The organism is Pseudomethylobacillus aquaticus (genome assembly GCF_003730115.1).
Taxonomy (GTDB): domain Bacteria; phylum Pseudomonadota; class Gammaproteobacteria; order Burkholderiales; family Methylophilaceae; genus Pseudomethylobacillus; species Pseudomethylobacillus aquaticus.
The window spans coordinates 113434-129030 of record NZ_RJVP01000007.1 but is presented as its reverse complement, the minus strand read 5'-3'; the positions used below and the strand labels follow the sequence as shown (position 1 = coordinate 129030).

At 58.7% G+C, this 15597-nt stretch carries 13 protein-coding genes; 6 read left to right on the top strand and 7 right to left on the bottom strand.

What is annotated here, in order from left to right:
* Positions 1 to 222: 222 nt before the first annotated feature.
* The 4 genes from ED236_RS11615 to ED236_RS11600 are packed head-to-tail and all read left to right on the top strand — an operon-like array spanning position 223 to position 4195.
* A complete protein-coding gene (locus ED236_RS11615; protein ID WP_123238150.1) occupies positions 223 to 1728 on the top strand; it encodes a M17 family metallopeptidase in 1506 nt (501 codons plus the stop codon).
* Positions 1729 to 1776: 48 nt separating this feature from the next.
* On the top strand, positions 1777 to 2442 hold the full coding sequence (locus ED236_RS11610) for a Crp/Fnr family transcriptional regulator (RefSeq protein WP_123238149.1): 666 nt from the start codon (positions 1777 to 1779) through the stop codon (positions 2440 to 2442).
* Between the two features lie 34 nt (positions 2443 to 2476).
* On the top strand, positions 2477 to 3493 hold the full coding sequence (locus tag ED236_RS11605) for a quinone-dependent dihydroorotate dehydrogenase (RefSeq protein ID WP_123238148.1): 1017 nt from the start codon (positions 2477 to 2479) through the stop codon (positions 3491 to 3493).
* A gap of 42 nt (positions 3494 to 3535) precedes the next feature.
* Entirely contained in the window at positions 3536 to 4195 is a 660-nt protein-coding gene (locus ED236_RS11600) for a glutathione S-transferase (RefSeq protein WP_123238147.1), read from the top strand.
* 109 nt (positions 4196 to 4304) lie between these two features.
* On the opposite strand, the gene clpA is transcribed toward ED236_RS11600, so the two are convergent.
* The 7 genes from clpA to tgt form a co-directional block, all read right to left on the bottom strand.
* On the bottom strand, positions 4305 to 6578 hold the full coding sequence (clpA, locus tag ED236_RS11595; RefSeq protein WP_123238146.1) for an ATP-dependent Clp protease ATP-binding subunit ClpA: 2274 nt from the start codon (positions 6576 to 6578) through the stop codon (positions 4305 to 4307).
* Positions 6579 to 6597: 19 nt separating this feature from the next.
* Entirely contained in the window at positions 6598 to 6903 is a 306-nt protein-coding gene (gene clpS / locus ED236_RS11590; protein WP_123238145.1) for an ATP-dependent Clp protease adapter ClpS, read from the bottom strand.
* Between the two features lie 134 nt (positions 6904 to 7037).
* Entirely contained in the window at positions 7038 to 8300 is a 1263-nt protein-coding gene (locus ED236_RS11585; protein ID WP_123238144.1) for an HlyC/CorC family transporter, read from the bottom strand.
* 90 nt (positions 8301 to 8390) lie between these two features.
* On the bottom strand, positions 8391 to 9326 hold the full coding sequence (gene secF / locus ED236_RS11580; protein ID WP_123238143.1) for a protein translocase subunit SecF: 936 nt from the start codon (positions 9324 to 9326) through the stop codon (positions 8391 to 8393).
* Between the two features lie 29 nt (positions 9327 to 9355).
* Positions 9356 to 11185 (bottom strand): protein translocase subunit SecD, encoded by a 1830-nt coding sequence (secD, locus tag ED236_RS11575; RefSeq protein ID WP_123238142.1) that lies wholly within the window; start codon positions 11183 to 11185, stop codon positions 9356 to 9358.
* A 61-nt stretch (positions 11186 to 11246) separates the two neighbouring features.
* Positions 11247 to 11567, bottom strand: coding sequence for a preprotein translocase subunit YajC (gene yajC, locus ED236_RS11570; RefSeq protein WP_123238141.1), 321 nt, complete (start codon positions 11565 to 11567; stop codon positions 11247 to 11249).
* A 102-nt stretch (positions 11568 to 11669) separates the two neighbouring features.
* The gene (gene tgt / locus ED236_RS11565; protein ID WP_123238140.1) at positions 11670 to 12848 is read right to left on the bottom strand and encodes a tRNA guanosine(34) transglycosylase Tgt; all 1179 of its coding nucleotides are present in this window, start codon (positions 12846 to 12848) and stop codon (positions 11670 to 11672) included.
* A 120-nt stretch (positions 12849 to 12968) separates the two neighbouring features.
* On the opposite strand from tgt, the gene pssA reads away from it, so the two are divergent.
* Together pssA and ED236_RS11555 are read left to right on the top strand one after the other, a co-directional pair.
* Positions 12969 to 13769, top strand: coding sequence for a CDP-diacylglycerol--serine O-phosphatidyltransferase (gene pssA, locus ED236_RS11560; protein WP_123238139.1), 801 nt, complete (start codon positions 12969 to 12971; stop codon positions 13767 to 13769).
* A 287-nt stretch (positions 13770 to 14056) separates the two neighbouring features.
* Positions 14057 to 15589: a 2-isopropylmalate synthase gene (locus tag ED236_RS11555; protein WP_123238138.1), complete on the top strand. Its 1533-nt coding sequence runs from the start codon at positions 14057 to 14059 to the stop codon at positions 15587 to 15589.
* Positions 15590 to 15597 lie beyond the last annotated feature (8 nt).

Below are 15597 nucleotides of genomic sequence, written 5' to 3'. Positions count from 1 at the left end.
TAAACCTTTATGGGCTTCGAATCGTCGAAACAAGTATTCGACACAGCGGGTGCAAACAAGCTTGCGTATAATTGGTTCACTGCATTTGCACTGAAATAAAACGCGGTTTTGCTAAGTCGTAATATTGTCTATTTTGCACCATACGGTCAAGTTTTTGCCGTTATGTGAAAAATACTGAATTTGCCGGTAAGTCTTGTATTTATTAGCTTTTAGAGGATTTTGATGGCGATACGAATTGTTCAGTCTGCTACGTTATCTGCAGAAAAACTGACAGACTCAACAGCGCACGCGCTGATTGTGCTGCCAGTGACCATGCCAGAGCATTTTCCCGGACAGTCGCAATTGCAGATCCGTCTTGCGCGCGCGCGCATGCAGTATGCCGAGCTTGCCAAAAACGCACTCACGCTGGAGACCCCTGCTGGTGGTCTGCAGCGCTGGCTGGTGCTGGATCAGGCGTCCACACCATTCCAGCGTCATACCCAGCTGCGCAAGGCGCTGAAACCCTTGCTGGATGAGCATCCGGCAGCATTGACCATCGTGGTGCTGGGCTCAGAGCAGGAGCGTGCAGCGGCAGCGCAGGCGGCAGTTTATGTGGCGGCTGTCAATGCGGCTGAGCTTCCCAGCCGCAAGAGCCAGAGCAAACACAAAGAGACGCCTCCGGTGTTGGAGACGATACATGTGCAGGGCTGGGAGCAGCCAGACGGCTATGCCAGCTTGCTGGCGCAAGCGGCGGGGAATCTGCTTACGCGCTCGCTGACCGTGTTGCCGCCCAATCTGCTTACGCCCACCCTGTACCGCGAACGCATCCGCAGTCTGGCCAGCGAGCATGGCTGGGAGATCACCGAATACGATGTGCCAGCGCTGCGTGCCATGGGGGCAGGTGCGTTCGTTGCAGTAGGGCAAGGTTCAGAGCCTGAAGATGCCGCCATCGTGCATCTGCGATATGTACCTAATCCGATGTCAGATGTGCCGGCCTCGTCCGTGCCCAAAGTGGCGCTGGTGGGCAAAGGCATCTGTTTCGATACCGGTGGTCACAACCTCAAGCCAGCACGCTACATGCTCAATATGCACGAAGACATGAACGGCTCGGCGGTGGTGCTGGGTCTGCTGCAAGCGGCCACCCAGACGGCACTGCCCATGCAGCTGGATGGCTGGCTGGCCATCGCCCAGAACCATATCGGGCCTAAAGCCTATAAACAGAATGATGTGGTGACGGCGCTCAATGGCCGCACCATCGAGATCATGCATACCGATGCGGAAGGGCGCATGGTGCTGGCGGATACATTGACGCTGGCCTCACGTGGCAAGCCGGAGTTCATGATGGATTTCGCCACCTTGACCGGCAGCATGATCACGGCACTGGGCGACCGTTACAGCGGTGTCATCGCTAATCAGCCTGCACTGTTATGCAAAGCGCTGGGCGCCGGTCACAGCAGTGGCGAGCGCGTCAATGCCTTTCCGTTCGACGCGGATTACGACGAGGACCTGGACAGTGAGGTGGCCGACATCAAGCAATGCACGCTGGATGGCGAGGCAGACCACATTCTGGCGGCACGTTTCCTGTCGACTTTTATCGAGGGCGATGTGCCCTGGCTGCATGTGGATCTGTCGGCAGCACGGCGCAAGGGTGGATTGGGCGCCGTCGGTAGCGATGTGACCGGTTTCGGTGTCGGTTTCGGCTTGGCCATGTTGCAAGCTTTACAAGCCCAGCCCACCACAAAAGAATAACAGTAAACAAACAATATCCGCCGGCGCGGAAATGACAGGAGATGGCGTATGGATGCACTGGACTGGCTCAATCAATTCCCGCAACTGACCCAACTGGAACCGGAGGCGCGTGTCATGCTGGCCAAATCTGCGCGCATCGTCGAAGCGCCAGTCGGCACCATAGGCTACAGCGAGGGCATGCCATGTAACGCCTACGTGCTGAGGCTGGCCGGACGTTCGCGTGTCTACAAGCTGTCTTCCGGTGGCCGCGAGATCGTGCTGTACCGGGTGGCGGCAGGCGAGACCTGTGTGCTGACCACCACTTGCCTGCTGGGGCGCAGTGATTACCCGGCTTCTACCGTGGTGGAGGAGCCGATCCGCGATGTGATCGTGCCTGCGCCCGCATTCAACCAACTGATGATAGACTCAGCGGTGTTCCGTCGCTTTGTGATGGAAAACTATGGCGCACTGATCAGTGACCTGATCGTGTTGCTGGACGAGGTGGCCTTTCATAGCCTGGATGCGCGGCTGGCCAAACTGCTGCTGGAGACCAGTGGCCCGCAGCTGACCCGTACCCACCAACAGATCGCCGATGACCTGGGCACCGCGCGTGAAGTGGTCAGTCGTCAGCTCAAGCGTTTCGAACAGAAAGGCTGGGTCAGCCTGGGGCGTGGCCATATCGAGGTCAAACAGGCCGACGCACTGGAAAAACTCGCTGGCAGCAGCGCGCACTGAGTCTGTATGGCGGTTTATCCAGTAAAATTGTGTCATGACCATTTATGCACTCGCCCGACCCCTGTTGTTCCAGCTGGATGCTGAACAAGCCCACGACCTGACCCTGAAAAGCCTGCGTGTCGCAGAAAAAGCCGGTTTGCTCGGTTTGCTGGCCAAGCCGCCGGTCTGTCAGCCACGCAGCGTGATGGGCATTACTTTTCCAAATCCTGTCGGCCTGGCCGCCGGGCTGGACAAGAATGCGGCCTATATCGATGGTCTGGCCGCGCTGGGGTTCGGCTTTATCGAAGTGGGCACCATCACGCCGCGCCCGCAGCCTGGTAACCCCAAGCCGCGCTTGTTCCGCGTTGTAGAGGCGCAGGGCGTGATCAACCGGTTCGGCTTCAATAATCTGGGCGTGGACCAGCTGCTGGCGAACGTGCGTGCGGCCAACTACCGCGGCATCCTGGGCATCAATATCGGCAAGAATTTCGATACGCCCAACGAGCGTGCGGTGGATGACTACCTGCTGTGTCTGCGCAAAGTGTATGCTCAGGCCAGTTATGTCACCGTCAACATCTCTTCACCCAACACCAAGAACCTGCGTGCTTTGCAAGAGAAGGACGCGTTGTCCGCCTTGCTGGCGGCATTGAAACAGGCGCAAACCGATCTCAGCCAGCGTTACGGCCGTTATGTGCCGATCGCGCTCAAGATCGCGCCAGATCTGGAATCAGAGCAGATCAACGAAATCGCTGATCTGCTCATGCAACATCAGTTCGATGGCGTCATCGCCACCAACACCACCCTGTCCCGTGCCAAGGTCGAAGGCATGAGCAATGCCACCGAGACGGGCGGCCTGTCCGGCGCGCCGGTGCGTGAAGCGTCCAACCTGGTGATCCGGCAACTGGCGTCACGTCTGCAGGGCGCGCTACCCATCATTGGCGTGGGTGGCATCCTGACTGGGGAAGATGCCGCCGAGAAGGTCGCAGCGGGCGCCAGCCTGGTGCAGTTGTATAGTGGCCTGGTGTATCGTGGCCCGGCGCTGGTGCGCGAAGCCTGCCGGGCACTGGGCTAAGCCAGGGTTGCTATCGGACTTGCTGTTGCTTGCGAACTGCTGATGCGCCCCGTGCTTTATTCGTATCGACGTTGTCCGTATGCCATGCGGGCACGCATGGCCTTGTATGTCAGCGGGACGCAGGTGGAAGTGCGCGAGATCGCCTTGCGAGACAAACCTGCCGAGTTGCTGGCCGCTTCGCCCAAAGCGACCGTGCCGGTGCTGGTGCTGGAGGACGGCACCGTCATCGATCAGAGCCGCAGCATCATGGCCTGGGCGCTGCGGCAGGCCGACCCGCAAGGCTGGTTAAAAGCGGCGTCGAGTGGTGATCTTCAACGCGCGGATGCCTTGGTGGACGAGAACGACACCGACTTCAAGCGCGCACTGGATGGTTACAAGTATCCGCAACGTCATCCTGGCCCATCCGCACAGGAACAGCGGGCTGCTGGCGAGCAGTTCCTGCACAAGCTGGAGCTGCGTTTGCAGTCACATGCTCAGTTGCTGGGCAACACGGCCAGTTGGGCCGATGTCGCCGTCTTCCCCTTCGTCCGGCAATTTGCCATGGTGGATACCGCATGGTTTTCAGAGGCACCTTATCCACAGTTGCGTGGCTGGCTGACCGGCTGGCTGCAAAGCGCGCTGTTCGAGCACATCATGGTGAAATTGCCCACCTGGCAAGCCGGGCAGCCCGCTTCCTTGCTCATCCCGCCGGCAGATCACTAAGGTAGCGATAGCGCATGCAGGCATAAAAAAGCCGCATCAGGCCTAGGGGCGGGATGCGGCTTTTGTTGCATTGCAATCTGCAGGCTGGAATCCCGTCTGCAGACGGAAGTCAGGCGACGCTGGGCGCTGCGCTTTCTTCCGCTTGCTCGAACACCAGCTTGAGCTGCTGGTTCTCGTCGATGTCGACGATCACAGCACCGCCATTGGCCAGTCGTCCGAACAGTAGCTCGTCTGCCAAACCACGACGTATGGTGTCCTGGATCAGGCGTGCCATCGGGCGGGCACCCATCAGCGGGTCGAAGCCCTTCTTGGCCAGATAGGCTTTCAAGGCATCGGTGAAGCTGGCGTCCACTTTCTTCTCGTGCAGCTGATCTTCCAGCTGGATCAGGAACTTGTCCACCACGCGCATGATGATGTCAGCGCTCAGCGGCGCGAACGACACGATGGCATCCAGACGGTTGCGGAACTCTGGCGTGAACAGGCGCTTGATGTCGGCCAGTTCATCTCCCGCACTGCTGCCCAGCGTGAAGCCTATGCTGGTTTTGGAAATGGCCTCCGCGCCGGCATTGGTGGTCATGATGATGGTCACATTGCGGAAATCCGCCTTGCGGCCGTTGTTGTCGGTCAGCGTACCGTGATCCATCACTTGCAGCAGAATGTTGAAGATATCCGGATGTGCTTTTTCGATCTCATCCAGCAGTAACACGCTGTATGGCTGCTTGGTGATGGCTTCGGTGAGCAGGCCGCCCTGATCGAAGCCCACATAGCCCGGCGGCGCACCGATCAGGCGCGACACGGCATGACGTTCCATGTACTCGGACATGTCGAAGCGGATCAGTTCGATACCCAGCGTGTAAGCCAGTTGGCGCGCGACTTCGGTCTTGCCCACGCCGGTGGGCCCGGAGAACAGGAAGGAGCCGATCGGCTTCTGGGTGTTGCCCAGGCCGCTACGTGCCATCTTGATGGCGGAAGCCAGTGCGTCGATGGCCTTGTCCTGGCCGAATACCACGCTTTTCAGGTCACGATCCAGTGTCTTCAGGGCGTTGCGATCGTCCGACGAGATGTTGCGCGGCGGGATGCGCGCGATCTTGGCGATGATGTCTTCAATCTCTTTGTTGCCGATGACTTTTTTCTGCTTGGATTTGGGCAGGATGCGCTGCGCAGCACCGGCCTCGTCGATGACATCGATGGCCTTGTCCGGCAGGTGTCTGTCATTGATGTATTTGGCCGACAGTTCGGCTGCCGTGCTGAGTGCAGACGTCGTGTATTTCACGCTGTGATGCGCTTCGAAACGTGACTTGAGACCCTTGAGGATCTCCACGGTCTCCGCCACGCTGGGCTCGTTCACGTCGATCTTCTGGAAGCGGCGTGACAGGGCGTGATCTTTCTCGAAGATGCCACGGTATTCCTGGTAAGTGGTCGCGCCTATGCACTTCAGCGAGCCGTTGGACAAGGCAGGCTTGAGCAGATTGGAAGCGTCCAGTGTACCGCCGCTGGCCGCACCGGCCCCGATCAGGGTGTGGATCTCATCGATGAACAGCACGGCGTCTGCCTGCTCGCCCAGCTTTTTCATCACGGCTTTGAGACGTTGCTCGAAATCACCACGGTACTTGGTCCCCGCCAGCAGGGCGCCCATGTCCAGCGAATAGATGGTGGCATTGGCCAGCACGTCGGGCACATTGCCTTCCACGATACGGCGCGCCAGCCCTTCGGCGATTGCGGTCTTGCCTACACCAGCCTCACCGACCAGCAGCGGGTTGTTCTTGCGGCGGCGGCACAGGGTCTGGATCACGCGTTCCAGTTCGTGGTCGCGGCCGATCAGCGGGTCGATCTTGCCAGCCAGCACTTGCTGGTTCAGGTTCTGGGTGAAGTTCTCCAGCGCACCAGCCGGCGTGGCTTCGGTGTCGTTTTCCTGCTCGGTTTCACTGCGCTTGGCATTGCTGCCATCTGCCACCTTGGCGACGCCATGCGAGATGAAGTTGACGATGTCGAGACGGGTGACGCCCTGCTGGTGCAGGAAGAACACCGCGTGCGAGTCTTTTTCGCCATAGATAGCGACCAGCACATTGGCGCCGGTGACTTCCTTCTTGCCGGAGGATTGCACATGCAGGATGGCGCGCTGGATCACACGCTGGAAGCCCAGCGTGGGTTGGGTGTCGACTTCTTCAGTGCCAGCCACCAGCGGGGTATGTTCTTCGATGTAACGCGTCAGTTCGCGACGCAGCTGATCGAGGTTGGCACCGCAGGCACGCAGCACTTCGGCTGCGGTCGGGTTGTCGATCATGGCCAGCAGCAGGTGCTCGACCGTGATCAGTTCATGGCGCTTCTGGCGGGCGTCCATGAAGGCCATATGCAGAGAGACTTCCAGTTCTTGCGCAATCATTCAACTGCCTCGACTTTCTTCAAGCTTCTTCCATCGTACATTGCAGGGGGTGCTGATGCTCACGTGCATGCGTCAGAACCTGATTCGTTTTCGTTTCAGCGATGCCATGTGGATAGACACCGCATACGCCCATGCCCTCGGTATGTACTTTGAGCATGATTTGCGTTGCTTGTTCGCGGCTTTTTCCGAAAAAGCGCTGTATCACCTCGACCACGAACTCCATCGGCGTGTAGTCGTCGTTCAGCAGCATGACGTTGTATAGTGCTGGCGGTTTGGTTTTTGCCAGTTCGGCGAGATTGCTGTCTTGATGTTTGGTGCTTGCCATGTCTGTATTTTGAGCCGAATCGAGAAATTTTCAAGCCTGAATCAGGCATGCGTATGCAGTTTAATTCTGCTGATGTTGACTAGCGCCCGCAGACATCCCGTCAGCAGCAGATACGCCGCTCGCCAGGCTGGGCCTCAGGGGTGGATGCGCACACTTTTGACGATACGGTCTTGCACCTGGATCACTTCAAAGCGATGCTTGGCGATGCGGAAACTGGTGCCGGGTTCGGGGATGTCCTCGAAATGTTCCAGTATCAAACCGTTCAGCGTACGTGGCCCTTCCAGTGGCAATTGCAGATGCAGCTTTTTGTTCAGGTCGCGCAGGCTGCTGCTGCCATCTACCAGCCAGCTGCCGTCTTCTTCCTGATGGTACTTGCTGCTGCGCATCGGTGACTGGGTGGTGAAGTCACCGATTACTTCTTCCAGTATGTCTTCGAGTGTGACCAGGCCTTTCAGTTCGCCATATTCGTCCACCACCAGCGCGATGCGTTGCTGGTGTTCCTGGAATTGCTGGATCTGCGTGTACAAGGCGGTGCCACTGGGGATGAAGTAGGGTGGCGCGAGGATCTCGCGCAACGCCTCCATATCCAGCGTGCCGGCATCACGCATCTGATTCATCACCTTGCGCAGATGCAGGATGCCGATGATGTCTTCATTCGGGCCCTGACGTACCGGCAGGCGGGTGTGGTGGCTGCTGGAGATCTGCTGCAGGATGTCGTCGATGGGGGCGTCGAAATCGATGCTCTCGATCTGCGTGTGCGCGGTCATCACGTCATCCACGCTGGCTTTTTCCAGATCGAACAGATTCAGCAGAATGGTGCGGTGTTTCTTGGGGATGTAGCTGCCGGCGTCGCTGACGATGCTGCGCAGCTCCTCCATGGTGATGGCATGCGAGGTCTCAGCGAAGTTGATCTTGATGCCGAGCAGGCGCAGCAGAGCGTTCACGAACAGGTTGACGAACCAGACCGCCGGGTAAGCCACCTTGAGCAGCGGGTAGAGCACATAGCTGCAGCCGAATGCCAGTTTTTCGGCATAGGCCGCCGCGATGATCTTGGGGGAGATCTCGCTGAACACCAGAATGAAGAAGGTGACGGTGAGGGTGCCCAGCATCACCACCCACTCGCCTTCGCCGAACAGTTCGACCGTGATCAGCGCGACCAGCGTTGCAGAGGCCGCATTGGCAAAGTTGTTGCCTAGCAGGATCACACCCAGCAGCTTGTCGGTTTTGGCCAGCAACACACTGGCCAGGCGCGCGCCGCGATGACCGTTGCTGGCGAGATGACGCAACCGATAGCGGTTGAGCGACATCAGGCTGGTTTCGGCGATGGAAAAAAAGGCGGAGATCAACAGCAGCACGGCGAGAGCACCGAGCTGCCAGCTTAAGGGGATTTCGTCCAAGGCTGACTGACGTGAGTACTAAAGGGCTCCAGTTTCTGCGGAGCGGGGCTAGCTGTCAAGCCGCCCGTGTGCCGGGCGGCTGACGCGGGTTCAGGGCAGTGGGTCTTCCTGAGGTTTTTTCTCTGCACCGGTGATCAGGTTCTCGCGCGATACGCCCAGGTACATGGCCACCGGGCAGGCGACCAGCACCGAGGAATAGATGCCGAACAGGATGCCGATAGTGAGTGCCAGCGAGAAGTTATGCAGCACTTCGCCACCGAACAGCAGCATGGACAACACCATCAGCTGGGTGGAAAAGTGGGTGATGATGGTACGCGACATAGTGCGGGTGATGGCATTGTCGATCACGGTGGTGACCGCAGCCTTGCGCATCTTGCGGAAGTTTTCGCGTACACGGTCGAACACCACCACCGACTCGTTCACCGAGTAACCCAGTACCGCCAGTACCGCCGCCAGCACGGTCAGATTGAACTCCCACTGGAAGAACGCGAAGAAGCCCAGGATGATGACCACGTCATGCATGTTGGCGATGATGGCCGCGACGGCAAAGCGCCATTCGAAGCGCATGGCCAGGTACAGCATGATGCCGACGGCAACCAGCAACAGTGCCAGCGCGCCGTTCTCGAACAACTCTTTACCTACCTGTGGCCCGACGAACTCCACGCGGCTCATGGTCACGCTGCTGTCGGCCTGTTTGAGCGCCGTCAACACCTGCTCGGACAATTGTGCACTGCTCAAGCCTGCTTTGACGGGCAGACGTATCAGCACATCGCGGCTGGAGCCGAAGTTCTGCACAGTGACTTCACCCAGGCCCAGCTGGTCGATGGCGCCGCGGATCTTGCCGATGTCAGCGGCTTGCGGATAGCTCACTTCCATCATGGTGCCGCCCGTGAAGTCCACGCCCAGATGCAGGCCGCGGGTCGCCAGGAACAACACGGCCAGGATGAAGGTGATCAGCGAGATCGCTGTCGTCAGACGCCCGTAGCTCATGAACGGGATGTCTTTTTTGATTCTGAAAAATTCCATGATGTCTGCTCTAGAGGTGGGGGCGGCGATCAGCCGATGGAAAGTTTATTGACCTTGCGGCGGTAGCCGTAGATCAGGTTGACGGCGGCACGCGACACGACCACGGCACTGAACATCGAGGTGAGGATGCCCAGTACGTGTACCACGGCAAAGCCCTTGACCGGGCCAGTGCCGAACATGAACAGGGCCAGGCCTGCGATCATGGTGGTCACGTTGGAGTCCAGAATGGTATCAAAAGCACGGTCGTAACCTGCCTTGATGGCAGCTTGCGGCGTGTTGCCATTCGCCAGTTCTTCGCGGATGCGTTCGTTGATGAGCACGTTGGCGTCGATGGCCATGCCCAGTGTCAGTGCGATCGCGGCGATACCGGGCAGTGTCAGGGTGGCCTGCAGCAGGGACAGCAGGGCGACCAGCAACAGCAGGTTGATGCCCAGCGCCAGCACCGATACCGTACCGAACAGCATGTAATAGGCGATCATGAAGATGGCGATGGCAGCAAAGCCCCACAGCACGGAATGGCGACCACGCTCGATGTTGGCTTCACCCATGCTTGGGCCTACGGTACGCTCTTCGATGATGTCCATAGGCGCAGCCAACGAGCCGGCGCGCAGCAGCAGTGCCACATCGGTGGCTTCGCGGATATTGGCCATGCCGGAGATCTGCACGCGTCCACCGCCGATCTCTTCCTGGATCACCGGCGCGGTGATCACTTCAGCCTGGCCTTTTTCCACGATCAGGATGGCCATGCGCTTGCCTACGTTCTCACGCGTGACCTGCTTGAAGATGCCCGCACCACGGCTGTCCAGCGAGACGTGTACCACGGATTGACCGGATTGCTGATCCAGACCGGGGCCGGCGTCGGTGATGTAGTCACCGGTCAGCACCACGCTCTTTTTGATCAGGATGGGTTCCCCGCTACGCTGTTTGAAGAACTCGGTACCGAACGGAACCTGACCCTTGGCGGCGTTTTCCAGCGTCACCGGGTCGGTTTTTTCCTCATCCACCATGCGGATCTCCAGCGTAGCGGTGCGCCCCAGGATCTCCTTGGCTTTGGCGGTGTCCTGCACGCCAGGCAATTGCACCACGATGCGTTCCAGCCCTTGCTGCTGGATGATGGGTTCGGCTACGCCCAGTTCATTGATACGGTTGTGCAGGGTCTGGATGTTCTGCTTGAGGGCGAATTCCTGGATCTGCTTTTGTGATGCCAGGCTCAGGGAAGCGATCAGGATCTTTTCGTTGCCGCTATCCTGTTCCTTGACGGTCAGGTCAGGGTAATCGCGGTTGATGATCTTTTTTGCCTTGTCCAGTTCTGCACTGTCGCGGAAGCGGATCTGGACAGTTTGGCCTTCACGGTTGATGCCGCTGTAGTTGATGCGCGCTTTGCGCAAGGCACTGCGGAAATCACCAGCATAGCGCTCCGCCGCTTGGGTGAGCGCGGCCTGCATATTCACTTCCAGCAGGAAATGCACACCGCCGCGCAGATCCAGACCCAGGTACATGGGCAGCGCACCCAGTTTGCTGAGCCAGCTGGGCGAGCGTGACACCAGGTTCAGTGCGATCACATAATCGTTGCCTAGCGCTGCTTGCAAGGCGTCCTTGGCTTTGATCTGGGTTTCTGGTGTGTCGAAACGCACCTTCACACCATTGGCATCCAGGAACAGATTGTCGAATTCGATGTTCGCTTGCTTCAGCGTGGATTCCACCTGCCCCATCAGCGCGGCATCCAGGCTGATGTTGTTTTTGGAGGTGCTGACTTGTACGGCAGGCGCTTCACCAAACAGGTTAGGGACGGAGTAGAGCACACCGAGTACCAGTGCGGTCAGCACTAGCAGGTATTTCCAGAGTGGATAGCGATTCATGGCCTGGCTCGTGAAAGGTGAAAGAGAGGCCGCATGCTAGGGGCGTGCGGCCAGAGTTGCATTACAGCGCCTTGATGGTGCCCTTGGGCAGCAGCGTCTGGATGCTAGGTTTTTGTACATGGATGATGGTGTCGGTGGCGATTTCCAGATCGACCACGCTGTCACCCACCTTGACCACTTTGCCCAGGATGCCGCTGCTGGTCACGACTTCGTCGCCCTTTTGCAGGGCCGCGATCATGGCGCGCTGCTCCTTGGCCTGCTTCATCTGTGGACGGATCAGCATGAACCAGAACAGCACGAAGATGATGACCAGAGGAACAAAACTGGTCCAGTCTGCCGCAGGGGCAGCAGCGGTGTTGGCGTAAGCGGTGCTAATCAGCATGGGATACCTTTCTTAAGAAAATCAATGCGGTTCGCGGCAGAGCGCGGCAATCAAAAACAAAAATTCTAGCATACAGTGGGGACGCGACCATGCTTTACAAGCTTAGGCTTCGCCCTTGAGTTGTGCCCGCTGCTGGTGGAAGCGGGCGACGAAGCGGCTCAATTGTTGCTGCTCGATGGCAGAACGCATGCCCGCCATGAGCTCCTGATAGTAATGCAGGTTATGGAGGGTGTTGAGTCTGGCACCCAGGATCTCGCCCAGCTTGTGCAGATGGTGCAGATAGGCGCGGCTGAAGTTGCGGCAGGTATAGCAGCTGCAATCCGGGTCCAGCGGGCCGGTGTCCTGGCGATAGCGGGCATTCTTGAGCTTGATGTCACCAAAGCGCGTGAACAGCCAGCCGTTGCGCGCGTTGCGGGTCGGCATCACACAGTCGAACATGTCCACGCCGCTTTGCACCGCTGCCACCAGGTCTTCCGGCGTGCCTACTCCCATCAGATAGCGTGGTTTGTCGGCAGGCATGCGCGCTGGCGTGTGCGCCAAGATGCGCAGCATATCTTCTTTGGGTTCGCCCACGGACAGGCCGCCGATGGCATAGCCATCAAAGCCGATGTCGGTCAGGCCGCTTAGCGATTCGTCGCGCAAGTCTTCATACATGCCACCCTGAATGATGCCGAACAACGCATTTCGCTGCCCATCATCATGGATTGTTTGCGTGTCTTGCATACCCATTGCTTCGGCAATGGACATGCTGCCGAAGCGCACATGCGCGTCCTTGCTGCGGCGTGCCCAGCGCAGGCTCAAGCGCATGGAGTCTGCGGCTTGTTCATGAGTGGCCGGGTAGGGCGTGCATTCGTCGAAGATCATCACGATGTCGGAGTTCAGCACGCGCTGGATGCGCATGGATTCTTCCGGCGTCAGCATGCAGCTGTCGCCATTGATGGGCGAACGGAACTTGACACCTTGTTCGGATATCTTGCGCAGCTCGCCCAGACTCCATACCTGGAAGCCGCCGGAATCAGTCAGGATAGGACCATCCCAGCCCATGAAGCGGTGCAGGCCACCGTGAGCGGCGATGACATCCAGCCCCGGTCGCAGCCACAGGTGAAAGGTGTTGCCAAGCACGATATGTGCACCGATGTCGCGGATCTCCAGCGGTGACAGCGATTTGACCGAACCGTAGGTGCCGACCGGCATGAAGGCCGGGGTTTGCACGCTACCGTGGACCAGGTCGAGTTGGCCGCGGCGTGCGGCACCGTCCTGCTGATGTAAAGAAAATTGCATGATGCGGGTTCTGAGTTGAAGCCGCGATACTATCACAGCGCTTTGCTATACTAGCCATGGCTGTGGTCGCTGTGTTCCAGCCATGTTGTAATCTGCGCAATTCAAGAGGAATCTTCCACGATGGCCGAAGCCACTCCGCGTCAACGTCGCAAACCTGTTGCAGGGCAGCCCAGCCTGCGCGAGCGCGGCATCTATCTGCTGCCCAACCTGTTCACCACGGCGGCCTTGTTCGCCGGTTTCTATGCCATTGTGCAGGCCATGAACGGGCGCTTCGAGCACGCTGCCGTGGCGATCCTCATCGCCATGGTGCTGGACGGCCTGGATGGCCGTGTGGCGCGGCTCACCAACACCCAAAGCGCCTTCGGTGCCGAATACGACAGCTTGTCTGACATGGTGTCGTTCGGTGTGGCGCCCGCGCTGGTGCTGTATGTGTGGGCACTCAAGCCTATGGGCAAGCTGGGCTGGATCGCGGCCTTTATCTATTGCGCCTGCGCTGCCTTGCGGCTGGCGCGCTTCAATACCAAGCTGGATGACGGTGAAAAGCGCTATTTTCAGGGTTTGCCCAGCCCGGCGGCGGCGGCCTTGCTGGCCAGCCTGGTGTGGGTCTCGTTCGAGAACGATGTCAGCGGCCGTGCTGTGTTCTTTGATCTGATCCAGATGAAATGGCTGGCCTGGGGCATCACCGTGTTTGCTGGCTTGTCCATGGTCAGCGACCTGCGTTATTACAGCGGCAAGGACATCAACTTGCGTAGCAGCGTGCCGTTCATCGCGGTGCTGCTGATCGTGCTGGCCTTCGTGCTGATCTCCTACAGTCCGCCCGAGGTGCTGTTCGCGGTGTCCATCTTCTATGCGGGCTCAGGCTACGTGCTGTGGCTGCAGCGCAAACTGGAAGTCAAGTCCGACCAGACACTATCGCCCTGATAGAAAAATACAAGGCGGCCTGATATTGCCAATCAGGCCGAAAAACACTATATTCTTAGCACTATGTTGTTCAGCCAAATGACGATTTCCGATTCCAGCCATAGCCATCTCCCGGCTGCGGTGCTGCATGCGCCTCTTGTGCGCTCGGCTCAGCTGCGCTCTTTTTTGCTGCGCTCGGCTCTGCTGCGCTAGCGCGCAGACTATCCTCCCCACTCCCGAGTAGTACCCCAGCGCGTCATGCCTAGCAGACGCAGAGACTGAATTGAACAGACTGACGGAATTTCGCCATGAACCAATTGATCATTTTTGATACCACCCTCCGCGACGGTGAACAAAGCCCCGGTGCGGCCATGACCAAAGAAGAAAAACTCCGCATTGCGCGCCAGCTGGAAAAGCTCGGTGTCAATGTCATCGAGGCCGGTTTTGCTGCGGCCAGCCCTGGCGATTTCGAGGCGATCCACGCCATCGCTTCGGTGATCAAGGAGTCCACCGTATGCTCGCTGGCGCGTGCCAGCGAGAACGATGTGCGCCGTGCTGGCGAGGCCATACGTCCGGCCAAGTCGGGCCGTATCCACACCTTTATCGCGACCAGCAAGATCCACATGGAAAACAAGCTGCGCATGACCGAAGACCAAGTGGTCGAGCGTGCCGTGCAGGCGGTGAAGTGGGCGCTTGAATATACCGAGGATGTCGAGTTCTCCGCCGAGGATGCGGTGCGTTCCGATATGGATTTCCTGACCCGCGTGTTCGACGCTGTGATCCAGGCCGGTGCCAAGACCATCAACGTGCCGGACACGGTGGGTTATTCCATCCCGGCCTTGTGGGGCGAACGCATGGCCCAATTGATTGCACGTGTGCCGAATGCCGACAAGGTGGTGTGGTCCACGCACTGTCATAACGACCTCGGCATGGCCGTGGCCAACTCGCTTGCAGCCGTCATGGGCGGTGCGCGCCAGGTGGAATGCACCATCAATGGTCTGGGTGAGCGCGCGGGCAATGCCAGCCTGGAGGAGATCGTCATGGCCGTGAAGACGCGCCGTGATGTGTTCAACCTCGACACTACCATCGACACCACGCAGATCGTGCCAACCTCGCGTCTGGTATCCACCATCACCGGTTATCCGGTGCAGCCTAACAAAGCTGTCGTTGGTGCTAATGCCTTTGCGCATGAATCCGGCATCCATCAGGACGGCGTGCTGAAGCACCGTGAAACCTACGAGATTATGCGTGCCGAAGACGTGGGCTGGGGCGCCAACAAGCTCACCTTGGGCAAGTTGTCTGGCCGCAACGCCTTCCGCAGCCGTCTCAAGGAATTGGGCATCGAGCTGGATAGTGAGGAAGCCCTCAATGCGGCGTTTGCACGCTTCAAGGATTTGGCTGACAAAAAGTCAGAGATCTTCGATGAAGATCTGCATGCCTTGATGAGCGACGAGTTCATCGATGAAGCGGCTGAATACTACAAACTGGCTTACTTGCAGGTATGTTCGCAGACCGGCGAGGTGCCACATGCCGTGGTCAGTGTTTCGGTCAGCGGCAAAGAGCAGCGTGCCGAAGCCGACGGCGGTGGTCCGGTGGATGCCGCGTTCAAGGCCATCGAGCAGATCGCAGCCAGTGGTGCCGAGTTGTTGCTGTATTCGGTCAACAACATCACCAGTGGCACCGATGCACAGGGTGAGGTAACGGTACGTCTGTCGCGTGGCGGCCGTATCGTCAACGGTCAGGGCGCGGATACCGATATCGTCATTGCCTCTGCCAAGGCTTATTTGAATGGGCTGAACAAGCTGCATTCCAAGGCCGAGCGCGCGCACCCACAGGTGTAGCCGATGTC